At 57.6% G+C, this 22,519-nt stretch carries 18 protein-coding genes; 13 read left to right on the top strand and 5 right to left on the bottom strand.

Going from position 1 to position 22,519, the window contains the following annotated elements; translation table 11 throughout:
- Positions 1–279: 279 nt before the first annotated feature.
- Entirely contained in the window at positions 280–1,257 is a 978-nt protein-coding gene (locus tag QEN43_RS15550; protein ID WP_051331443.1) for an alpha-E domain-containing protein, read from the bottom strand.
- A complete protein-coding gene (locus QEN43_RS15545) occupies positions 1,242–2,702 on the bottom strand; it encodes a circularly permuted type 2 ATP-grasp protein (RefSeq protein ID WP_026609272.1) in 1,461 nt (486 codons plus the stop codon). The genes QEN43_RS15550 and QEN43_RS15545 overlap by 16 nt, the downstream gene beginning before the upstream one ends.
- A 369-nt stretch (positions 2,703–3,071) precedes the next feature.
- On the opposite strand from QEN43_RS15545, the gene QEN43_RS15540 reads away from it, so the two are divergent.
- From QEN43_RS15540 to QEN43_RS15490, 11 genes are all read left to right on the top strand, one after another.
- Positions 3,072–3,857: a peptidase gene (locus tag QEN43_RS15540; protein WP_026609271.1), complete on the top strand. Its 786-nt coding sequence runs from the start codon at positions 3,072–3,074 to the stop codon at positions 3,855–3,857.
- Positions 3,858–4,354: 497 nt separating this feature from the next.
- Entirely contained in the window at positions 4,355–5,560 is a 1,206-nt protein-coding gene (locus QEN43_RS15535; protein WP_202901079.1) for an SAM-dependent methyltransferase, read from the top strand.
- Positions 5,561–5,720: 160 nt separating this feature from the next.
- Complete coding sequence (locus tag QEN43_RS15530; RefSeq protein WP_317963386.1) at positions 5,721–7,001, top strand: NAD(P)/FAD-dependent oxidoreductase; 1,281 nt, start codon at positions 5,721–5,723, stop codon at positions 6,999–7,001.
- Positions 7,002–7,023: 22 nt separating this feature from the next.
- Positions 7,024–8,094: a chorismate transformation enzyme, FkbO/Hyg5 family gene (locus QEN43_RS15525; RefSeq protein WP_156912647.1), complete on the top strand. Its 1,071-nt coding sequence runs from the start codon at positions 7,024–7,026 to the stop codon at positions 8,092–8,094.
- A gap of 47 nt (positions 8,095–8,141) precedes the next feature.
- A complete protein-coding gene (locus QEN43_RS15520; protein ID WP_202901078.1) occupies positions 8,142–8,411 on the top strand; it encodes a phosphopantetheine-binding protein in 270 nt (89 codons plus the stop codon).
- A 5-nt stretch (positions 8,412–8,416) separates the two neighbouring features.
- Positions 8,417–9,058, top strand: a complete 642-nt coding sequence (locus QEN43_RS15515) for a COG4648 family protein (protein ID WP_026609266.1) — start codon at positions 8,417–8,419, stop codon at positions 9,056–9,058.
- A gap of 37 nt (positions 9,059–9,095) precedes the next feature.
- Positions 9,096–9,401 carry a hypothetical protein gene (locus QEN43_RS15510; RefSeq protein WP_036267834.1) on the top strand — a complete coding sequence of 102 codons (306 nt, stop codon included), beginning with the start codon at positions 9,096–9,098 and terminating at the stop codon, positions 9,399–9,401.
- Positions 9,391–10,287: an LpxL/LpxP family acyltransferase gene (locus QEN43_RS15505; protein WP_026609264.1), complete on the top strand. Its 897-nt coding sequence runs from the start codon at positions 9,391–9,393 to the stop codon at positions 10,285–10,287. The genes QEN43_RS15510 and QEN43_RS15505 overlap by 11 nt, the downstream gene beginning before the upstream one ends.
- A gap of 406 nt (positions 10,288–10,693) precedes the next feature.
- A complete protein-coding gene (locus tag QEN43_RS15500) occupies positions 10,694–12,403 on the top strand; it encodes a PAS domain S-box protein (protein ID WP_051331441.1) in 1,710 nt (569 codons plus the stop codon).
- An 11-nt stretch (positions 12,404–12,414) separates the two neighbouring features.
- The gene (locus tag QEN43_RS15495) at positions 12,415–12,846 is read left to right on the top strand and encodes a response regulator (RefSeq protein WP_026609263.1); all 432 of its coding nucleotides are present in this window, start codon (positions 12,415–12,417) and stop codon (positions 12,844–12,846) included.
- A 13-nt stretch (positions 12,847–12,859) separates the two neighbouring features.
- Positions 12,860–15,325, top strand: coding sequence for an EAL domain-containing protein (locus tag QEN43_RS15490; protein ID WP_051331440.1), 2,466 nt, complete (start codon positions 12,860–12,862; stop codon positions 15,323–15,325).
- Between the two features lie 694 nt (positions 15,326–16,019).
- On the opposite strand, the gene QEN43_RS15485 is transcribed toward QEN43_RS15490, so the two are convergent.
- From QEN43_RS15485 to QEN43_RS15475, 3 genes are all read right to left on the bottom strand, one after another.
- Positions 16,020–17,285 (bottom strand): hypothetical protein, encoded by a 1,266-nt coding sequence (locus QEN43_RS15485; protein WP_026609262.1) that lies wholly within the window; start codon positions 17,283–17,285, stop codon positions 16,020–16,022.
- A gap of 105 nt (positions 17,286–17,390) precedes the next feature.
- Positions 17,391–18,953, bottom strand: a complete 1,563-nt coding sequence (locus QEN43_RS15480) for an MBOAT family O-acyltransferase (protein WP_026609261.1) — start codon at positions 18,951–18,953, stop codon at positions 17,391–17,393.
- A 213-nt stretch (positions 18,954–19,166) separates the two neighbouring features.
- On the bottom strand, positions 19,167–19,367 hold the full coding sequence (locus tag QEN43_RS15475; protein WP_156912645.1) for a hypothetical protein: 201 nt from the start codon (positions 19,365–19,367) through the stop codon (positions 19,167–19,169).
- Positions 19,368–19,567: 200 nt separating this feature from the next.
- On the opposite strand from QEN43_RS15475, the gene QEN43_RS15470 reads away from it, so the two are divergent.
- Together QEN43_RS15470 and QEN43_RS15465 are read left to right on the top strand one after the other, a co-directional pair.
- Complete coding sequence (locus QEN43_RS15470; protein WP_051331439.1) at positions 19,568–20,188, top strand: LolA-related protein; 621 nt, start codon at positions 19,568–19,570, stop codon at positions 20,186–20,188.
- Positions 20,185–22,500, top strand: coding sequence for an MMPL family transporter (locus QEN43_RS15465; protein ID WP_036267830.1), 2,316 nt, complete (start codon positions 20,185–20,187; stop codon positions 22,498–22,500). The genes QEN43_RS15470 and QEN43_RS15465 overlap by 4 nt, the downstream gene beginning before the upstream one ends.
- The last annotated feature ends 19 nt before the right edge of the window (positions 22,501–22,519 follow it).

Genomic DNA, 22,519 nt, shown 5'->3' with positions numbered 1-22,519 from the left:
CACGGGGGCCGATAACGTCGATCAGGCATTCCTTGTCGCGGCACCGCAAAGCATCGATCATGAATCGATAGAAGAAAATAGGAACGGCTTATAACCGCAGACAAAAGAGCCCGGCTCGAAGACGATCCTCAACGCATCGATCTGACGGATTGGATCACTCCCCCTACACGCTCTCTCTGTTGTGTTACAACCATCCGAACAAGAAATCCTCGAAAAACGTCGAGCTGGTCGTGTCACCATAACGGGAAAATTCGGCGAAAACACCGCGTCTGTCACTCCCTATTCGTTGACCACTCGTGCCGGAGGGGTGGTGTGCTGCGATTGCGTATGGAAATAGAAATACTGCTCGGATAGCGCCAGGTGAATCGCGCCCAGGTCAGACTGAACCTGATCCAGATACTCGTGCAACACGGCCGGCGTCAGACCTTCCCAACGCACCCCCCTGATCCGCCGCCAGGTACGGCGTATCCGCTTCATGATCTCATGGTGATTCGGCAGCGTCGCTAGAGATTCCTCGATTTCCGAAAGACAGTGGCTGACGGTTCGCGGAAAATGGGGATCGAGGAGCAGATAGCGCAGCACCGCCGTTCCCCGCACGTGCACGTCGACGTGCCGACGGTACATTTGGTAAGCGCTCAACGCCTTGAGCACGCTCATCCAAAGCCGCTCCTGAAAAGGCTCCAAGGCACCGCCCTGTCGGGGAAGCAACACGGCCGCGTTGATGTCCGCGATACGCGTGGTCATGTCGGCACGTTCGACGTTTCTTCCCAGCCGAATGAATTCGTAAGCCAAGTCACGGCTCATGCAGCCGATCAAGAGGCCGGCCAACGACTGATTGCGCTCGATGATCTGATTGAGAATCTCGTAACGCTGAGTCCGGCTCTGTACCGCCAGAGAAGCCGATTTCTGGACATACAAGTACAGCCCGTTCACCCGCTCCCAGAATTCGTTGGGGAGAGTTTCGCGAAACGTTCGGCTGTTCTCGCGGGCGCGCCGAATGCTGGACACGATAGCGCTAGGATTGCGCTCGTCCTGGATCAGGAAACGCAGAATGTTGGACTCGTTCGCCTCCTGGTAACACTCCTCGAAAAGTTGGTCCAGGCCGACGACCTTGAGCAGGACGTCCCACCCGAACGAGGAACCCCTCGGGAGATCCAACAGCACGTCCATCGTCGTGTTGATCAGGCGTGCGGTGTTCTCGGCCCGCTCCAGATAGCGAGCCGTCCAATAGAGGTTTTCGGCTACGCGGGATAACATGCGTCGTCCGTATCGACGATCCAAGTGTCTTTGCTACCACCGCCCTGCGACGAGTTCACCACCAGGGAACCCGCCTTCAGGGCGACTCGGGTCAGACCGCCGGTGGTAGCGTAAAGACGGCTGGATTGCAGAACGAAAGGTCGAAGATCCAGGTGGCGAGGCGCGAAACCGTCCTCCACCAGGGTGGGTGCGGTGGAGATGCTCAGGGTCGGCTGCGCCATATAATTGCGCGGATTGGCCCGAATCAGATCGGCGAACGCCGCGCGCTCCTGGGCGCTGGCCCTCGGACCGATGAGCATGCCGTAACCTCCGGATTCGTTCGCCGGTTTGACCACCAGTTTGTCCAGATTGGCGAGCACATAGGATCGCTCCTTGTCGTCCATGCACAAGTAGCTCGGTACGTTGGGAATGATCGGGTCCTGATCGAGGTAATAACGAATGATTTTCGGCACGTAGGTATATACAACCTTGTCGTCCGCGACCCCCGAGCCGGGTGCATTGGCGATTCCGACCTTGCCGCTTCGCCACGCGCGCATGAGCCCCGGGACGCCGAGCACCGAGTCCGGGCGGAACACCTCGGGATCCAAAAAATCGTCGTCGATGCGGCGATAGATCACATCGACCCGTCGGGGACCCGATATCGTCTTCATATAAACTTGGTCGTCTGCGTCCACCATCAGATCCGAGCCTTCCACCAAGAACGCACCCATTTGCTGGGCAAGATAGCTGTGCTCGAAATAAGCCGAGTTGAAAATCCCCGGCGTGAGCACGGCCACCACCGGCCGCTCGCCGCCCCTCGGTGAAAGAGCTGCCAGCGTGTCGTAAAGCTGGGTCGGATAGTCATCGACCGGGAGAATGTTGCAGGCCTGAAAAACTTCCGGAAATAGGCGCTTCGTCAGTTGTCGGTTTTCCAACATATACGACACGCCCGACGGCACCCGCAGATTGTCTTCCAGCACGTAAACCGTGCCGTCCTTGTCGCGTACCAAATCGGTACCGGAGATATGTGCCCACACCCCAAACCGGGGCGTCATTTCTCGGCATTGCGGCCTGAAGTTGCGCGAACCGGCGATCAGCTCGGCCGGAAAGACACCATCCTTGACAATGCGCTGTTCGTTGTACAGATCGTTGATGAACAGATTCAGAGCCGTAAGACGTTGCTTCAGCCCTTCCTCTATACGCATCCATTCCCGCTTTGCCATCACCCGGGGAATGATGTCGAAAGGCCAGGCCCGGTCGATGTTGCCCGCCTCGCTGTACACGGTGAACGTGATGCCCATGGTCATGATGGCCGCATCCACCGCTTGGCGGCGCGCCTCTAACTCTCCCGGCCGAAGCGAGTCAAGATATTGAAACAGAGCACGAGCGGCGAAACGCGGTCGGCCGCCCGGTTCCAACAGTTCGTCGTAGGCTTCGCTGACGTGGTAGTCGTGGGAGATATACATGAGCGATCGATAGGTTTGATACTTTCGAAAAAGCATCCTCCGTGCCAATGAGACGGCGCACGCGGGAGGGCAGCGGACTATCTGAACCTAGGCCCTGAATGCCTTCATTGCGAAAAAGCGAATCTGGTGCACGGCCGTATCCTTATGCGCACCATAGAGGTGCAAGTGCCCTACGGCTTATCGCGTCTTGCATAGGAAATGGATCAGGCCGGTAAACACCCTCCTGGTCTTTACGGCCATCGCCCCGGGCTTCCTACCCCGAACTAACCTGGTCTAACGATAACCGGATGCTTTGCCATGATTTCCTCCTGAAACGACTGACGATAGAATCGATCGAATCCCATAACCCGAGTCCATTCCTATATCGCCATGACCTACTGTCTTTCGATCAACGTGGAACGCGGCCTCGTGTTCTGCTCCGATTCCCGCACCAACGCAGGGATGGACAGCATCGGCACCTATTCGAAAATGCACACGTTCGTGTGGCCGGGAGAGCGGGTTTTTGTTTTGCTCTCCGCCGGCAATCTCGCCACCACCCAGGCCGTGGTGAAAAAGATGTATCGCGATGTCGAGCAGGCCTGGGTACCCAATCTGATGACGGCGACCAGCCTGTCCGAAGCCGCAGATTACGTCGGCATGATCAGCACCCAATTGCAGCGCCACCAGGCTAGTCGCGATACGGCCAACACCAACTTCGAGGCCACCTTCATCTTCGGAGGCCAAATCGGGTACAGTCCGCCCGAGACGTTCCTGATCTACCCGCAGGGCAACTACATTCACGAATCGGAAGAGCATCCGTTCCTGCAAATCGGCGAAACCAAGTACGGGAAGCCCATTCTGGACCGGATCATCAAACGAAATATCGACCTCGACCGGGCCGCACGCTGCGCCCTGGTTTCCATGAACTCCACCATCCGCAGCAACGTGACCGTAGGCCCGCCGGTGGAGCTGCTGATCTACGAGCGAGACAGCCTGACTGAAGGCCGCCGGCTGTTTCTCGCTGAGGACGACCCCTTCGCCAAGCAGCTTTCCGAGAAATGGAACGAGGGCTTGATCCTCGCCTTGGAAAACCTGCCGAAATTCGCCTGGGAAAACACTGGTGCGGAGACGCCCGAAACCAATCTCTCCCTGCTTGAAAGACAACGTCATCGGTAGTTGGAACCGGGTCTTGAATGACGCTTTCGAGCACACGCGCGCCGGAAAAACTTCGGCGCAAGAAAATTCCCATCCGAAATCTCTGTTTCGTTGCCCCGGAGAATTCAGCTGCCTATGGCAATTCCACTCGCAGAGTATTTCGTTCCGATGCCGGCAGCTAGGGGTTATGGTCGTCCCTTCCAACTTCGGGCCAATCAGGCTCTCGGAGAACTGAACCCGTGCGATCTCTTTTTCCGAAACGACCTGAACACCCCCGAACTGAATCGTTTGCTTCGATCCGATGACGAGTGCTCGGAAAAACCCAACGCGGCAGAGATCCATACTCGAGTCAGGATCAACCGTAAATCGAGGCGGAAACCGGAACCGGTGACAAGCGCCAACACTGGGCTACGACTCGAATTAGGGCACGTACCATTCGAAACCGGTAAGACAGGCCATTACACTTTGCAATTCGAACAGGCTTTTCGACACTTCGGTAGAAAAGGAGTCAAAAACAAATGCCGTTAAAAAAAATGCTCTACCACACTGCAAGCGGACTGTTGGCCCGGCGCATTCAGGAAGGTTGCCTCCATCTTCACATGCCGGGTAGTCCGAGCCGCCGCTTCGGAAACGGAGAGCCCGAAGTGCACTGGAACGTTCAAGACGTCTCCGTCCTGCGCCGCCTGATGTTGGACCCGGAATTCCAGCTTGGCGAAACTTATGTGGAGGGCGGTTGGCACACCGGATCGCCCGAGACGCTGCCGACGTTTCTCGAGGTCATCATGCGCAATTTCTCCACGCCTGAACGCGCGATCTATGGGCGTATCCGTCGATGCTTGCACGCACTGATTCGACAGGGTAACGCCATCGCCCGCAGCTACCGGAATGTGAAACACCATTACGATCTCGACGAGTGGCTTTTCCGCCGCTTCCTAGACGAACGCCTTTTTTATTCCTGTGCTTATTTCGAAGAACCCGAGCAATCCCTGGAACAGGCCCAGCTCGCGAAATGCCGGTTGATCGCCCGAAAACTCTGCCTTGAACCTGGCATGCGTGTCCTCGATATCGGCAGTGGCTGGGGCGGTTTGGCGATTTATCTCGCAAAGCAGGCCGGCGTCGACGTGACCGGCATAACGCTTTCCCAAGAACAGCTCCGTGTCGCCCAAGCAGAAGCCGAACGGGCGGGACTCCAAGACCGGGTGCGCTTCCGCCTCGAAGATTACCGGAAACACACCGGCCTGTACGACCGTATCGTCAGCGTCGGGATGTTCGAGCATGTCGGCCTCCGCCACTATCCGGCGTTCTTCCGTCAATTGGCGAACCTGTTAAAACCGGACGGCGTCGCGCTGCTTCACACCATAGGCGTCAGTCATAGAAGTGGTCCCGCCAATCCTTGGATTACCCGCTATATCTTTCCCGGCAGTTACATCCCATTGCTCTCCGATCTGTCGCCGGCGATGCAGCGTGCCCAGCTGATGCTGACCGATCTCGAAGTGCTAAGGCTGCATTATGCGTATACCCTTCGGGAATGGTTCCGCCGGTTCCAGAATCATAGGGCGGAGGTTGTGGACCGGATGGGAGAACGCTTCGCCCGCATGTGGGAGTTTTATCTCGCAGTATGTGACGCTTCCTTTCGCTGGCGCGACATGGTGGTTTTCCAGCTCCAGCTCGCGAAACGGCACGGCCCCGTGCCAGTCACCCGGAACTACCTGATCGCGAGCTGAAGTAGCGCATGGCGCAAGCGACACCGATTCGCCAAACCAGGCCTCGCGGGCAAGCCCGCGGGGCCGCTTTCTCTTCGCCGTAAACGCGGCTTGGCAGCACCAGGCTCGCGGATTATCCTTATTTGCTTCGGGGGCTAGACCAATTAAGAATTCAATCACTATGAGCGAGTCATGCGATGTGTTGGTCATAGGGGGAGGGCCGGCAGGATCGTCCATTGCGGCCTTGCTGGCGGAAAAGAATTGGCGCGTCGTACTGGCCGAAAAGGACCGACACCCACGTTTTCATATCGGCGAATCGCTGTTGCCGCTTAGCCTTCCTTATTTGGAGCGACTAGGCGTGCTGGACGAGGTCGAGAGGATTGGCCTGCGCAAATACGCCGCCGAGTTCGATTCCATCTATCATGGCAAGCGCTCTGTCTTCCGGTTCGGCGAGGCGCTGGACAAGTCCCATCCCTATGCCTTCGAAGTCAAGCGCTCAGAATTCGACCACGTCCTATTTAAAAATGCCGCGCGCAAGGGGGTGGAGGTACACGAGGGCTGCCGCGTGACCTCGGTGGAACTGAATGGCGATCGCGTGGTATCGGTGAAAGCTACCGACGAACACGGCGCGGAACGTGTGTGGCAGCCGCGCTTCCTGGTTGATGCCTCGGGCCGCGACACCTTTTTGGCCGATAGACTCGGGATCAAGGAACGCAACAAAAGACACAGCAGCGCCGCGATCTTCGGCCATTTCGAAGGGGCTGAGCGCAGAAGCGGTCTGGACGAAGGCAATATCAGCATTTATTGGTTCGATCACGGCTGGTTTTGGATGATACCGCTCAAGGGAGACCTGATGAGTGTGGGCGCGGTCTGCTGGCCTTATTACCTGAAAAGCCGCCGCACGCCGGTCGAACAATTCTTTTTTGACACCATCGCCTTATGCCCTCTAGTGCAGGCTCGCCTCGCAAACGCCCGGCTGGTGTCGCCGGTAACCGCGACCGGCAACTATTCTTATATGTCCCGGCGAATGCGGGGAAAGAACTATTTGCTGATCGGCGATGCTTTTGCCTTTATCGACCCGGTGTTCTCCAGTGGCGTCCATTTCGCCCTGCACGGTGCTGTGTCGGGCGCGGAAACTGTGGACGGCATCCTGCGCGAACCGGAAACCGCCGAGAAACGTCTTGCTCAATATGAAAAATCCGCACGCCACGGACTGAAAACATTTTCATGGTTCATCTATCGCGTCACCACGCCGGCCATGCGGGATCTGATCATTTATCCAAACAACCGATTCCGAATCAAAGAAGGCGTTATCTCGCTACTGGCTGGCGATCTGTACCGGAATACGCCGATTGCGTCCAAGCTTGCCATGTTTAAGTTGATCTACTATCTGAAAACTCTGTTTGACCCGCTCAACAGCTACGCTGCCCTCAAGCGCAGACGGCAAAACATCGCTTCATGAAGCTCAGCTTCGTACGCCCGACATGAACGCGCCAGCACGTATGCGCTATTTCGACGCGAGCCTGGGCGCTCGTAAGAGTCGATCGTCCGTTTTCGATGCCCCCGTTTATCTCAGCCTCCTTCCTGCCGAAACCTTGGACGGCATGACAAGCACGGAGCAGGCCACCGTGCTCGGTGTCGTCGGCTTCGGTGACCTTCCCGAATCGGCCGGGGACGCACCCTACCCGGTTCTAACGCTGCCCATGAGTCACCTGGACGACCAAAAGCTCTGCGAAGTTTGGCAAAGCCCTTGGCCGGTAAGCCATGGCGAAAACCAGGGCATCCGCTATGCCTGTAACGGGGAGGTCCTATTCGGCGTGCTCTACCTACGCGGGAATGAGCGGGAAGCGGTGGAAACCGGGACCTATCGCGCCTATCGTCGAATACTGGATCTGATCCACGTCGCCGGGTACAAGCATTTGGTTCGCATGTGGAACTATCTTCCCCGGATCAACGACGAGTACCTCGGGCTCGAAAACTACCAACGGTTTTGTCTGGGGCGCCATCAAGCCTTTGCCGAAGCCGACTACCTGTTTGATCGGGATCTCCCCGCTGCCAGTGCGATCGGCGCCGGAACGGACGGCTTGCTGATCTATTTCATCGCGGCCCGGGTGCCAGGACGCCAGATCGAGAACCCACGCCAGGTAAGCGCCTATCGTTATCCCTTACGATACGGGCCGCGCAGCCCGTCTTTTTCGCGCGCCACGCTAATGGAATTCGGCGGTGTACGACAGCTTTACCTATCCGGAACCGCGAGCATCGTTGGACACGAAACTCTGCATCCCGAGGATGCAGCCGGACAACTTGTGGAAACATTGATCAACGTTCAGACCGTGCTAGACGAAGCGAGCCATGCCCGAGCAAGGCTCGACGAGTTGGGACCGGATTGCACGCTGAAGATTTATCTGCGTCATCGCAAACATTTCTCCCTGGCTAAGAAAACGCTCGCGGAAACCTTGCATCCATTAAGCCCGGTCATTTTCCTTCAGGGTGACATTTGCCGCAGAGACCTGCTGCTGGAAATCGAAGGCGTCATTCGTCTGCCCTGTTCGTAACCCAGGCTGACCGGCTTCAGAAATCAATCCTGGAATATCGATAGCTTATGACCTCGCAACTGACCCCGATGGAATTGGAAACCGCACGGATGATCGTCGAATCCTTGAACCTCGAAGCCGTTCCCGAGGACATCGATCCCGACAAACCGCTTTACCGGGAGGGATTGGGTCTCGATTCGATAGATCTGCTCGAGCTTTCGCTGATGATCTCCAAGACCTACGGATTTCAGATCAAATCGGACGATCCGGACGTCACCCATATTTTCTCGTCGCTCCGGGTACTGGCCGATACCATCGAGAAACGGCGCACGAAATAAGGGGCATGGAGATAAAAGCGGCCTTGACCCTCTGTCTGGCGGTGCTGTTTCCGATACTTTCCTATGCCGCCATCCGTTCGGATGTGCCGCCGGCCTGGCTCGGGCTCGTCGACTTCCTGCTCTTCTCCGTCATCCTAACAGCGACGCGTTTACCGGCCTGTAGCGGCTCGAGGAAAGCGGGCCGTTTTTGGCCTGTTGCGGCGGCTATCAGCCTCTGCTTGACGGTCTTTTATCTGCGGCCGGACATGATGATCTACTTTTCGCCCATCGGCATCGGCCTGATCCTCTCGTGCATCTTCCTGATGACACTCACACCGGGACAGGAGCCGCTGATCACCCGCTTCGCACGGTTGGAACGGCGGGGCGTGCTGCCTGAGGAGTTGCGGATTTACACGCGCAAACTTACCTGGGGCTGGGCCGTCTTTTTCTGTCTGCTGGCCCTAGAAACGGCCCTGCTGGCGCTGTTCGCCCCCGTGGAAACCTTTTTGCTGTTTTCCAATACGCTAAATTACGCCTTAGTCGGCGCTTTTTTCGTAATCGAGTATATCTATCGGCGCATCCGCTATCGGCATCACAGCCATCCGTCCATCCTCCAGCTGATCGCGACCGTCGCCCGCTCGGGCGTCATCCCGCCAAGCAAGATCTGACCAGCCGCGCACCGTAGCACGCCTGCGAGACCAGCCGATGGAAGCAAACCTTACCATTTCTCCGGACCACTCCGCCCTGCCTGGCCATTTTCCCGGCAATCCGGTCGTTCCCGGCGTGGTCATTCTGGACGAGATCGTACAGCTTTGGTTGAAGGCCCATCCAGGCTTTCGCCTCACCGCCATTCCCGCCGCCAAGTTTCTTTCGGTGCTCCGTCCCGGCGAAACCTGCCGGGTACGATTTGACGCCGCTGCACAAGAATCGGTGAATTTCGACTGCTTCTCGGGCGATAGGCGCATCGCCCAAGGGCGCCTGATGTTCGGCCCGTTGCGCCATGAGTCGTAGCTGGATTACCCAAAAGGAGCGCAGCACCGGCTTCTGGTTGAGAACGATCGTCTGGATCGCCTTGCGCCTCGGCCGCCCGATTGCCCGCGCCCTGCTCTATCCCATCACGGCTTATTTCCTGATCTTCGCGGACCGCTCGCGGCAAGCTTCCATCGCGTATCTCACGCGCATCCTCGGCAGAGCGCCGACCGCACGGGAGATCTTCCGCCATTACCACACGTTCGCCGAAACGCTGCTCGATCGGGTGTTCGTGTTCGCGGACCGAGACGAGTTCTTCGAAATCCGGGTAAACGGATTCGAACTTCTGGAGAAGCTGATCGCCGACAAGCGAGGATTCCTCTTGGTCGGAGCCCACGTCGGCAGCTTCGAAATCCTGCGCGGCCTTGGGCTTCGGCACAAAGGACTGCCGGTCAAGGCGCTGGTCTACGGCGAGAACTCGCCCAAGATCAACGCCATTTTCAAAACGCTGAACCCGGACTTATTCAAGGACATCGTCTCCGTAGGCAGCGCAAACGCCCTTCTCGGGCTGGACGAACACGTTGCGCGGGGCGGCGTGGTGGCCCTGCTGGGCGACCGCAGCGTGCACGGCGAAAAACGCGTCCTATGCCGGTTTCTCGGCGAGGATGCCTGGTTCCCGGCGGCGCCCGTATTGCTGGCGAATTTATTCAAGGTTCCGGTCATTCTGTTCGTCTGCCTCCACAAAGGCGACGCCCGTTACGATGTTCATTTCGAACTGCTGGCCGATCGCGTGGCGTTTTCCCGTGACGAGCGTGACGAAAAAATACGGGAATGCATGCAGCATTACGCCGACCGACTGGAGCACTACTGCCGCGAGGCCCCCTACAATTGGTTCAATTTCTACGATTTTTGGGATAGGAGCGGATAGGACGGACAGTCCAACTGCGCACGATAGACCGGCGGATCGGTTACGTGGATAATCTAGTGCTCCATTCCAGGGTCACACGAAGGAGATTTTGTCAAGCAAACAATTCACCTTGCGCAAAATTTCCTACTATTTTTATATAGTTCTCAATGTCGATGGCGCCTCGAAACGAGGCGGCACCGACCGCGTGAGAGACGACCATGAAAAATAACAAGAAGATGATTCCGTCACGTTCTACTGTGCCAGAGGGGGGCAACATCCGGCGGATCAAGACTGCACGACGCCGGCTCCGCACGGTCGGGTCTTATGCCCACGGCGCCGTTCGGGGCTTTGGCGCGCGGAACTCGAATTCATGCCGCTCCCGAGCCGGACAACCGAGGGAAGCCGCCGCCGATCCGGAATTAGAGAAATGAAGTCCGGGTCAGACGCCAGGCGGGCCGCACGCGGCGCACCGATTCCAGACCCCGATTTCCGGCGCCTGTTCGAATCCTTGCCGGGTCTTTATCTCGTTCTAGCTCCCGACCTCCGCATCGCGGCTGTCAGCGACGAATATACGCACGCAACGAGGACACGACGGAACGACATCATCGGTCGCAGTATTCTCGAAGTCTTCCCCGACAATCCCGGCGATCCCTATGCAACCGGCATGCGCAATCTGAGAGCTTCCCTACAGCGCGTGCTCAGGAACCGTACCGCCGAAACCATGCCGGTGCAGCGGTACGATATTCCGCTGCCCGAGAAAGAAGGCGGCGGCTTCACCGTGCGCTACTGGAAATCCTTCAATTCCCCTGTACTGGGAACAGACGGCGAGGTCGATTATGTCGTCCACCGTGTGGAAGACCTGACCGAGGTCATTCCGCTCGAACCGCAGGAAATCGAGCAGGACCGGCTCACGGAATCGGTACGGGAACGTGCCGCGCACATGGAAGCGGAAAGCTACGCGCAGGCCAGGGACGCAGCCGAGGCGGCGCTGCGGGAAAGCGAGGCGCGAGCCGCCTTGATCTTCGACACGTCGCCGTTGGCGATGCTCGTCGTCGATGCTCGCCGACGGATCGTTCAGGCGAACAGGCGCGCGAGCGAGATATTCCGCTGTCCGCCCGAAAAACTGATCGGGCTCACGGTAGAAGACCTCATACCCGCACACTTTCGCGCCCGCCATGCGGGACTTGCCTCCGAATTTTTCCGCCATCCGGAAACGCGCGCCATGGGTGAAGGTCGCGATTTACACGCCCTTCGGGCTGACGGGGAGGCGTTTCCTTGCGAAGTGAGCCTGGGACCGGTGAATATCGGCGGAGAGCTACATATCATCGTTACGCTTGCCGACATCACCGTGCGCAAGCGGGCCGAGGAGGAAATCCGCCGTCTCAATATCGACCTGGAGCGGCGGGTAGACGAGCGTACTGCAGAACTCCAGGCCGCCAATCGGGAATTGGAAAGCTTCGCCTATGCCGTTTCCCACGACCTCCGGGCGCCGCTTCGGGCAATGAGCGGATTCAGCCAGGCCTTACTGGAAGATTACGGCGAACTTCTGAAAGGCGATGCCCGCGTCTACCTGGATCAGATCATGCTCGCCAGCCGTCGTATGGGTGAGCTGATCGACGGTATACTCCAGCTCTCGCGAATTACCCGAGGCGAATTGCAGCGCGACCCGGTCGATATTTCCGCACTTGCGGAGGGCATCCTCGCCGAATTCGCCCGGCTGGAACCGACCCGGCAGATGAACTGGCATGTGGAACAAGGACTCGCTGCCCACGGAGACCCACGGATGATCGAGGTCGTCCTGAGAAACCTCATCGGTAACGCGTGGAAATACACCGCGAACACCGACCCACAGGAGATCCGGGTATATGCCGACCCGGTATCGGAAAACGGCTATCGGCTTTTTCATGTGACGGACAATGGCGCCGGTTTCGATATGACCCACTCCGGCAAGCTGTTTCAGCCTTTTCAGCGGCTGCACCGTCAGGAGGAATTTCCGGGACTCGGCATCGGCCTGGCCACGGTCCAGCGCATCATCCACCGTCACGGCGGCAGGATTGGCGCTGTTGCCACCCCGGGCCAAGGCGCCACGTTCAGTTTTTCACTACCAGCCGCATACGGCAATGAGGAGACGCGATGACCATCGAGAACATGAGTGCCAAGACGATCTTGCTGGTGGAGGACAACGCCCAGGACGAAATGCTGACCCTCCGCGCGCTGCGTAAGGTCAACCTGGCCAACCGGGTTGACGTGGTGCGCGACGGCCAGCAGGCCTTGGATTATCTGTTCCGGGAGGGCGAGTTCGCGACACGCGAAGGTCCGGACTTGCCCACGGTGGTTCTGCTCGATCTCAATCTGCCGCGCGTCGGAGGTCTGGACGTACTGGAGCGACTGCGGGCCGACCCGCGCACCAATCTCGTGCCGGTGGTCATTCTCACCTCCTCTGACGAAGAGCGCGATCGTCTGGGCAGCTATGCGCACGGAGCCAACAGCTTTGTCCGTAAGCCGCTGGACTTCACCGAGTTCGCCGAAACGGTGGCTCGGCTCGGCGTCTACTGGTTGGCGACCAACGTATCGCCATAGGACAGAAGAATTCATGACCGAACCGCTCAACGTCCTGGTCGTCGAGGACAGCGAGACCGATTTCATCTTGATCGAGCGCCAATTGCGGCGTCACGGACTGAATACTCGCTGCCGGAGGGTGGCGAGTTGCCGGGAACTGAACGAGGCGCTGGCGGAAGGCGGCTGGAATGTCGTACTTTCGGACTATACCGTGCCCGGTATGGATTTCGACGATAGCCTGCGATTGATCCAGGATCGGCTGCCCGATTTACCCGTGATCCTGATCTCGGGCAGCATCGGCGAGGAAAGAGCGGTTGAATTGCTCAGACAGGGGGTCTGGGATTTCGTCCTAAAGGATCGCCCGGGCCGTCTGGGGCCCGCCATAGAACGCAGCTTGCGCGATTTGGAGGAACGGCGGGTGCGGCGCGCCGCCGAGAAGGCTCTGCGCGAAAGTGAGTTGCGCTTCCGCCAGATGGCGGAAACGATCGGCGAAGTGTTCTGGCTACGTTCGCCCGATTTCGGGTCCATTCTATATGTCAGCCCCGCGTTCGAGCATGTGTGGGGGCGCTCCTGCGCCGAGCTGTATGCCGACCCCAAGCTTTGGCTGGAAACGATCCATGTCGACGATGTTCCGAAAGTATTGCGGGCCATGGACGATTTGGCCCAAGGCCGGAGTTTCGATATTCAATTCCGCATCGCCCACCCCGATGGGACGCTGCACTGGATCAACGATCGGGGATACGTGCTACGCGACGAGACCGGCGAAGTCGTCCTCGCCTCGGGCGTAGCTTCGGACATCACCGAGCGATGCCAGGCGGCGGAGCGGCTCCGCCAGGCAGCCACGGTATTCACCAGCACCCAGGAGGGCGTGCTCATTACCGACCTCGACGGCAACATTCTCACCGTCAACCCGGCTTTTACCACGATCACCGAGTACACCGAAGCCGAGGTATTGGGTAAGAATCCGCGCCTTCTGCAATCAGGCCGCCATGACCGTTCGTTCTTTCATGCCATGTGGCACGCGATTGTCACCGTCGGCTCCTGGCAGGGCGAAATCTGGAACCGGCGCAAGGGCGGCGAAATTTATCCGCAATGGCTCAACATCAGCACGGTGCGCAACGAGCAAGGCCAAGCGGTCAATTACGTGGGCGTGTTTACCGACATCACCCAGCTCAAGCGCTCGGAAACTCAGCTGGAATATTTGGCTCATTACGACCCGCTGACCGGCCTTCCCAACCGGCTTCTGCTCCTCTCCCGCCTGAACCACGCCCTGGAGCGCGCCCGACGCGACAAGACCCGCGGTGCCGTGCTGTTCCTCGACCTGGACCGTTTCAAAAACGTCAACGAAAGCCTGGGACACGGCACGGGCGACGAACTGCTGCAAATCGCCTCCCAACGCATGCGCGCCTGCCTGTGCGAGACCGATACTCTGGCGCGCTTGGGCGGAGATGAGTTCGTCGTGGTCTTGGAGGATCTGCCCGATCCCGAGAACGCCGCCAGCGTAGCTCAAAAGCTGATCGACCGGCTCGACGCGCCTTTCGTGCTGTCCGGCGAACAAGAGGTCTACATCGGCGCCAGTCTCGGCATCAGCATTTTCCCCGACGATGCCGACGACGCGGATCGGCTCATTCAGTACGCGGATGCTGCGCTCTACCAGGCAAAAGGCAGCGGTCGAGGCATCTACCACTTCTATACCGAGTCGCTGACCACATCCGCCAACGAGCGGCTCGCCCTCGAAACCCGGCTGCGCCACGCGCTGGAGCAGGATGAATTCGTCCTGCATTATCAGCCTTTGGTGGCGCTGACGGACGGCCGGATATTCGGCGTGGAAGCCCTGGTACGTTGGCAAATCCCCGGTGTGGGTCTCCTCTCCCCCAGTCGCTTCATTCCCCTGGCGGAAGAAACCGGCCTGATCGTACCGCTCGGCGAATGGGTCCTGCGCACGGCCTGTGCGCGCATGAAAACCTGGCTGGACGCCGGTCTGCCGCTCGAAATGCTGGCGGTCAATCTCTCGCCGCGCCAGTTCCAGCAGGGCGATCTGCACGAGCGCATCCGAGCCATTCTGGCCGAAACCGGCCTGATGTCTCGGCATCTCGAACTCGAAATCACGGAGACCGCTCTCATGGAAGATGGCCCGGAGAACGAAACCAAGTTGGCGGTTCTCAAGGATCTGGGCGTCCGGATCGCTATCGACGACTTCGGCACCGGCTATTCATCGCTGGCCTATCTGAAACGCTTCCCCATCGACAAGCTCAAAATCGACCAGAGCTTCGTAAGAGACATTCCCCTGGATTCTTCCAACATGGAGATCGTAGCCGCCATCATCGCCATGGCGAAGACCCTCAAACTGGAGGTGCTTGCCGAGGGCGTTGAAACCGACGCCCAGCTCGCATTCCTCAAGCACCAAGGCTGCGATGTCGCCCAGGGCTATTTATTCAGCCGCCCGGTCGCGGCTGACGCTATGCAAACCATCTTGGCAACAGCCATGGCGAACCGATGAGTATCGGCCATGGACGGCGCTTAGACCATGCTCCGCCGCTTCTACCATTGATTCAGGATTGACGGGGCAGCGGTCGGGACACCGAACAGAACGGGGTCGGCCAGTCAACGCTCGTTCCAGCAAACTGGACGAAGCCGGGGATTTTCGTCCCTCCGGACTGCCCCGGCCAACAAAAAAAGGCCTACTAAAAGTAGGCCTTTTTAAAGGAGGATCACGTGTTAGTTATAGGTGTGGGGATACGGTAGTATTGGATAATCTCTGAGAATCCCCATCTGGCGAACTTCCACATCCCGTTAAGCCGATAGTAGCAAGAACGAGACACACCGCAGCAAGTAGCTTCTTCATGATTCCCTCCGTTTTAGGTATCAGTAAATAATTATTTAATCATGATACTGACAGACTGCCCGTGACAGGCATAACCTGTTTACCACCTCGCCAATTCTCAGTCAAGGTCGTTTTTTTGATCCGATGCCCGTCCCGAAGTTCCCTTATAAAGCAGTACGCAGACCTCGCTCTCTCCGCTCGGAACACGTTTCCTGATTCAATATACAGGCGAATAGTGTAAGCTCAGGCGCAGGGTCGATCTTCCTCTCGGCCCAACGCTCATTAGCCGGCCTTCGGCCGAATATGAGGCGCGAAACTTGCCTCGTCATGACACGGTACTGAATCGTCGCGTTGCCACCGACCAAAATGCTCAATGGGTCTGATATTTCTTAACCAGGTCTTCGATCTCTTTTACTTCGTCTCGACGAGATTGACGATAATGCCGATGCGCCTCGCGAATACTCTCCAAATATCTTTCAATATTCTCGGAAGTCAGCATAACGCCGAAATCGTCAGCTATTTGGCGGTCCGGATCGGAGTAATTCAAGACGCGATCGAGCACCAGGTCTCCCAGTTCCTTTCGGTAGTGAGAAGATTCCCAAAACCACCGCATCATAGTTTCCTTATCACCTAAAGCCGGCACGGCTTCGGTAGTATAGGTATTGAAACCGGAGAAATCCCATAACGGAAACGGTTTCCGACGGCGCTCCCGCGCAACTTCTTCGTTGAGCCGAACAACTTCTCTTTTCCATGCTTCCCATTTATCCCAAAGCCCCGTGCTGGCCGTGAGTTCCCATTGCCGTGCGTGAGCCGGTGAAATCAGAATATAAAATTCGATCTTGCTCCGATGAGCCTCTTCGAGAATCCTTCGGAAATAATCGAATGTATTTATAGTTCCGTCTTCCGAAACAAAATCGAATTTCTTGTGTGGCCTTGGGAAATAGAGGTGCGTCACATAATTCAGTTCGCTAAAAAGAGCCGCTTCGCGTCTTCCGCCGCGCATCATCATAATGGCTTCTTTGTTGGGTTGTTCCACTTGCCCGCGCGGCAAAATAACGTTCTTGCGATTGGACTGCTGCAACAGAGTCGTGAGGCTCGCCGTCGTAGCGTCAACGGACGCCAAGGTTTCCAACATATCCGTTATCACAGCGATATTTCGCTTATCCCCTTGAATATCCGAGGATAATCTTTCCTCACTGAAATCCGGAGCATTGGGTCTATAAGCATTGAATTGGAAAAAGTCGATGGCCAGCACGACTTTCTTTAATCGCCGTTCCGCATTCGCATGCTGAAAATAGCGTAGATTTTCATAGATAGTCGCGCCGTTGAGTGCCAGATTGTAGGTATTGAACTCAGGGAAAAGCCCCGGATGCTCGGGATCGAGACCATGCTCGGTACGGGAGCTGCCGATGACCAGTGCGTCCGGTTTTCGTGCTTTAACGGCGTGCGCCTTGGTCAGCCTGAGGTGCTTGAATAACTCGGGCTTATTGGCGTTAATCCCTTCCCAAGTCGGAGAACCGAAAATGGAATAAGGATCTACCAGATAATTCATCAGGATAATTACCGTTAACAGAATAACGGAACCGATGCCGATAATATCGAGGTACGCAGCGAATAGGCGTTCGCTCGGCGTCACGGGTCCCTTGCCGAAGAGCCGGGAAGAAATCGTGGCCGGCCCCGCAAATCGGGTACGGGATAATGAGGCCGAATTGGGTTTTGTGGCAGAGTTATTCACTAATTTTCAAAATTGAAAGTAGAGAAACTCGCTCACTTTGGTGAGACTGAGTACATCGAACACGAAAAGCAACATAGTGAAGTTGGCCCAGAGTACCGTCGGCCGCCATTCTATCCATCTCCAACGAAGACGCTGAATCTCGCCCTTATAGGTTTCGAAGGCTGGATGATAATTGCGCATGAGCTGCTGGGTGTTGGGCAGAAACAGAACAAACACCGTCAATGCCAATAGCCATGCGCCCGCCACCTCTGGCTTGGCACCAGGGACATGCGCGAAAACCCCGTCGAAACTGACTCCCATGCCCTGCAGCCACTCGCCGAAGTGACCGAGGGCACGGAGAGCCTCCGGTTCCAAAGACACGCCGTTGGCTCCGATCATTCCCAACCATATACTCTTGGTCCCCGTGATGGTCTCCGCCCGGAAGGGCACCCAAGCGGCGACTACCGCGACGAATGTCAGCGCCCAACTGAATGCTTTGCCGGTCCGGCTAGCGGCAGCGCGACCGCTGAACAGCGCTCGCCAGACGTGATTGATGATAAGAAAGCAGCCATGGAGGCCGCCCCACACGACAAAATTCCAACCCGCGCCGTGCCACAGGCCGCCGAGCAACATCGCAATCATGAGGTTGACATGACGCCTTACCGGGCCCTTCCTGTTGCCGCCGAGAGGAATGTAGATGTAATCCCGCATAAAACGGGAGAGTGTCATGTGCCAGCGCCGCCAAAAGTCGATGATATTGGTCGCCTTGTAAGGCGAATTGAAGTTGAGGGGCAGCCGAATGCCGAACATTCTGGCTAACCCGATGGCCATGTCGGAATAACCCGAAAAATCGAAATAGAGTTGGAAGGTGTAGGCCAGGGCACCCGCCCAAGCTTCGAAGAACGTCAGCGCGATGCCGCTATCGGCCGCGTGGAATGCCGGCGTGGCATATGCGGCGATGCCATCAGCCAGCACCACCTTCTTAAACAGGCCGATGGTGAAGATGGTGAAGCCGACGGCATGGCGTCGGACGCTCAGTTGATAGAGGTCGTTCCGGGCGAATTGGGGCATCATTTCCCGGTGATGCACGATGGGCCCCGCGATCAACTGGGGGAAAAAAGTGATGAAAAGGCAGAAATGGAGAAAGTTATACTCCTTGGTTTCCCCTTTGTAGGCGTCCACGAGATAGGCGATGGTCTGAAACGTGACGAAGGAAATGCCGAGGGGCAGGATGATGGACTCCACGCCGAGAATATCGCCGAATACGAAATTGATATTGTCGATGAAGAAGTTCGCGTACTTGTAATATCCCAGGAGTGACAAGTTGGCCGCGACGCCGAATATCAGTAGCCATTTTCTTGCGGAGGCATGGCCCTCACTGCTGAGGGAAACCCCTAGTGCATAGTTGAACAATATCGACGCTAGGAGTAACCCCAAGTAGGCCGGATTCCACCACGCGTAGAAAAAGAGCGACACACCGATCAGCCAGGTAATGGCAACTCTGTGGTGCCCGCGGCTTCCGATGGCAAAAAAGCCGAACAGAGAAATCGGAAGCACCAAAAAGATAAACGGGTAGGAGTTGAAGAGCATCGGAATGACGTCGCTCGACGCGAAACTCGGGAATGCTAGAGCACCTCAAATTGCCTTACCGGCGGTTTTCTCTTCGCCAAGTTCAAAGGCGGTTCGGGTGTGGCTTAGATTTTGAACCGCCTAAGCGGCTAAACATTAATTAATATGGTTCACAACACGATAAGAATCATTATGGCATGCCCAGTCATCAGAAAACGCCTTACCGAACATGACTCAATGGAGATTTAGGCTATCCAGAGGCCAGTTAGCGAGCAAGACCGTTGCTTGTACTTTTTCAACAAAATCTTGGAGGAACATCGCATCCGTTTCCGCGCCAAGAAGGCCGAGCGACGGGTTACGGATGACCAGGGCGATAAAAGGCAGGGGGCGGAACACGAATCGGCTGCTACCGACGCGCGCAAAATGCCATTCCATACCGACCGAAGCTTTTCCATTAACGTGGACGTTTGACAGAACATTGGATCACACAACGGCCGTCTTTCAGCATATCCTCTGCAGCCTTTAGCAATCACCGATAACGCTATCCGTAACTTTTTTAACCATCTCGCCGCGGCCAAAATTTAGCCGACTTCTGTCTACCCGCACAAAGCGATAAGCATGCTATGACTTCTAAAATGACAACGGACGAGCCTTGCCGCCCGACCTCCGGTATACGGCAAATCTTGCAATGGCTCGGAATTCTATGGGGTTTGCTTTTCACAACCACGCTAGCCACCGCGGCCGAGCGCTGGGATGTTGATGCGCTGATGGCCGCTCTATCCCAGGTCGAAGGCGGCGAGAAGCGTTTTATCGAAATCAAGACTATAGCGCTCCTTAAAGAGCCCATGCGTCTGAGTGGCACGCTGAGCTATCGTGCGCCGGCATTTCTCGAAAAACACGTGCTGTCTCCGTTCGAGGAGCGCTATACGGTGGACGGCGATTCACTCACTATCGAAAATCCCGGCAAAGGCATCAAGCAAACGCTTTCACTCGCATCCCAGCCCGCCATCTGGGCTTTCGTGGAAGGCATCCGAGCGCCGCTGGCGGGCGACATCGAGACCTTGAACCGGTTTTACAAAGTTAGTTTCGGCGGCTCGGAACGCAATTGGCTGCTTGCCCTGGTGCCCATAGAGCCCGACATGGCCAAGCTGGTTCGGTTCGTTCGCGTTCGAGGCAGCGGCGACCGCATAGATCGCGTCGAAATCGAGGAAACCGGAGGCGACATTTCCATCATGATCATCGAGCATCAGCCATGAGGGAGCGCCTCCCAGTCGTCGTCTGGCTGGTCCTCATGGGAGTCGGCGCATGGGTCGCGTTGTTCCGCACGCCGGTGTCCACCGACCTCACCCATTTTCTGCCGAAAAAGGCCGGAACCGCGGAGCAGATTCTGATCGAGCAGCTACGTCATGGCGTGGCTTCCCGCCTTTTACTTATGGCTCTCGAAGGAAGCGACGAATCCGATCTCGCAGAGGTCAGCCAACAATTGGCGGGGCGGCTGCGGCAGAACGACGCGTTCGTGCGGGTCGACAACGGAACCCAGGGGCTTTCGGCCACCGACCGGACTTTTCTATTCGAAAACCGCTATCTCTTGAGCCCCAAGGTCACCGAGCAGCGGTTCAGCCCGGAAGGGTTAAGACAGGCGCTGGACGCACGTCTCGCGGAACTCGCATCGCCGGCCGGCTTGCTCGGAAAAGAATTCCTGCCTCGCGACCCGACCGGCGAATTCTTCGAAGTCTTACGGATCTGGATGACATCCTCAGGCCCGCCGCTGCGCCGGAGCGTCTGGTTTTCGCCGGACGGCCGCCGGGCGCTGCTCATCGCGGAGACGAAGGCGCCCGCCTTCGACCTGGATGCCCAAGCCAAGGCGGTGGCCTCGATTCGGGAGAGTTTCGCCGCGGTCAAAGGAACTCGTCCGATCAAGCTGATCTTGAGCGGGCCGGGCGCATTTTCGGTAGAAGCCAACGCCATGATCACGGAGGACGCGGTGCGGCTGTCTCTGCTCAATTCCGTGGCCATCACGCTGCTGCTCGCTGCGATTTACCGCTCGCTGCGAGCGATCCTGCTCGGGCTGGTGCCGTTGGCGACCGGAGCGCTGGCCGGCACCTGCACGGTAAGCCTATGGTTCGGCGGGATACACGGCATTACGCTGGGTTTCGGCGCGACCCTGATCGGCGTCGCCGCCGACTATCCCAATCACCTGTTCACCCACATTCGGCGCGGAGAGAGCAGCCGCCGGACGGTGCAGCTGATCTGGCCGACGCTTCGGCTCGGGATACTCACGAACGTCGCCGGCTTTAGCGCGATGCTGTTTTCCGGATTCGAGGGTCTTTCCCAGTTGGGCATTTTCGCGGCGACAGGGCTATTGGCCGCCGGGCTGACCTGCCGCTGGATTATGCCGGCGCTCATGCCCGACCACATCAATTTATCCGAGCGAGTGGTCAGAGGGCTGCATGCGGATGAACTGCTCGATCAGCTGCGGCGGTTCCGTCTGGTTCCACCCTTGCTGATTCTGGCCGCGGTCGCTTCGATCGCCAGTTCTGGCACGCCGTTATGGAATGACGACATCGAGACTCTAAGCCCAGTGCCCGAGTCGCGCAAAGTGTTGGATGAAGCTCTGCGTCGCGATCTCGGCGCGCCGGATCTTCGCCAGCTCATCGTCGTGACCGGTGACACCGATGAGACTGCCTTGCGCCGGAGCGAGCGTCTGAGAGATATTCTGCAGCCGTTGGTCGAAAACGGAACGATGACCGGTTTCGACATGGCGGCGCTCTACCTGCCCAGCCGAGAAACGCAAAGCTTGAGACAGTCAGCCTTGCCGGAAACCGAGACTCTGCGACGGACTCTAAACGAAACCCTGCGGAAGACGTCTTTCAAGCCCGATGCGTTCGAACCTTTTCTAGCGGATGTCTCGCGGGCGAAACAGGCGCCGCTGCTAACCGAAACGAGCTTTGCCGGGACGTCGTTCCGACTCAAAGTCGAGTCGCTTCTCTTCCGACACAGCGAGCTCTGGGTTGCCCTGGTTCCGCTCGTCGGGGTAACCGATCCTGCGGCGCTGCAGGCGGCGATCGCGGGGGACGGGAACCTGATCTATCTCGATCTTCGCGAGGCTTCGAGCCGCCTGCTCCGGGATTACCGGCGCGAAGCCGTACACCTGCTCGGTGCGAGTCTCATTGCCATCGTGATCTTGCTGTCTTTGGGGCTTCGCTCCGTAAGCGGCATGCTGCGGGTCTTGACCCCCATGGCCGCGGCGGCATTCGTAACCGCGGCCGTGTTGATGCGACTCCACGGCGGGCTGTCGCTCTATCACCTCGTGTCCTTGCTCCTGGTGATGGGGCTGGGCATGGATCAGGCCTTGTTCTTCAACAAACCCTGCCGAACACCTGAGGAGCGCAACCGAACCCTCCTGTCGTTGCTCATTTGCAGCTTCAGCGCAGTAACCGCCTTCGGCATTCTGGCCACGTCAAAGGTCGGCCTCCTCAAGGCCATCGGTAGCACCGTGGCCATGGGTGCGGCTCTCTCGGTTCTTTTCGCGGCAATGCTGGCCAGGCGGAATTTGTCTTCGGCATAATATTTGATTCTCACGTCTC

Source organism: Methylocaldum szegediense (assembly GCF_949769195.1).
Lineage (GTDB): Bacteria > Pseudomonadota > Gammaproteobacteria > Methylococcales > Methylococcaceae > Methylocaldum > Methylocaldum szegediense.
Note: the sequence above shows the minus strand (reverse complement) of the source record. Positions and strands in the feature narration are given on the sequence as shown.

Coding starts and splice junctions, on each gene's coding strand:
- QEN43_RS15540 (WP_026609271.1), top strand. CDS start 3,072: ATGACCTACTGTCTTTCGATCAACGTGGAACGCGGCCTCGTGTTCTGC.
- QEN43_RS15515 (WP_026609266.1), top strand. CDS start 8,417: ATGGAGATAAAAGCGGCCTTGACCCTCTGTCTGGCGGTGCTGTTTCCG.
- QEN43_RS15490 (WP_051331440.1), top strand. CDS start 12,860: ATGACCGAACCGCTCAACGTCCTGGTCGTCGAGGACAGCGAGACCGAT.
- QEN43_RS15505 (WP_026609264.1), top strand. CDS start 9,391: ATGAGTCGTAGCTGGATTACCCAAAAGGAGCGCAGCACCGGCTTCTGG.
- QEN43_RS15495 (WP_026609263.1), top strand. CDS start 12,415: ATGAGTGCCAAGACGATCTTGCTGGTGGAGGACAACGCCCAGGACGAA.
- QEN43_RS15480 (WP_026609261.1), bottom strand. CDS start 18,953: ATGCTCTTCAACTCCTACCCGTTTATCTTTTTGGTGCTTCCGATTTCT.
- QEN43_RS15465 (WP_036267830.1), top strand. CDS start 20,185: ATGAGGGAGCGCCTCCCAGTCGTCGTCTGGCTGGTCCTCATGGGAGTC.
- QEN43_RS15525 (WP_156912647.1), top strand. CDS start 7,024: ATGAACGCGCCAGCACGTATGCGCTATTTCGACGCGAGCCTGGGCGCT.
- QEN43_RS15470 (WP_051331439.1), top strand. CDS start 19,568: ATGACAACGGACGAGCCTTGCCGCCCGACCTCCGGTATACGGCAAATC.
- QEN43_RS15530 (WP_317963386.1), top strand. CDS start 5,721: ATGAGCGAGTCATGCGATGTGTTGGTCATAGGGGGAGGGCCGGCAGGA.
- QEN43_RS15500 (WP_051331441.1), top strand. CDS start 10,694: ATGAAGTCCGGGTCAGACGCCAGGCGGGCCGCACGCGGCGCACCGATT.
- QEN43_RS15550 (WP_051331443.1), bottom strand. CDS start 1,257: ATGTTATCCCGCGTAGCCGAAAACCTCTATTGGACGGCTCGCTATCTG.
- QEN43_RS15510 (WP_036267834.1), top strand. CDS start 9,096: ATGGAAGCAAACCTTACCATTTCTCCGGACCACTCCGCCCTGCCTGGC.
- QEN43_RS15520 (WP_202901078.1), top strand. CDS start 8,142: ATGACCTCGCAACTGACCCCGATGGAATTGGAAACCGCACGGATGATC.
- QEN43_RS15545 (WP_026609272.1), bottom strand. CDS start 2,702: ATGTATATCTCCCACGACTACCACGTCAGCGAAGCCTACGACGAACTG.
- QEN43_RS15535 (WP_202901079.1), top strand. CDS start 4,355: ATGCCGTTAAAAAAAATGCTCTACCACACTGCAAGCGGACTGTTGGCC.
- QEN43_RS15475 (WP_156912645.1), bottom strand. CDS start 19,367: ATGGAATGGCATTTTGCGCGCGTCGGTAGCAGCCGATTCGTGTTCCGC.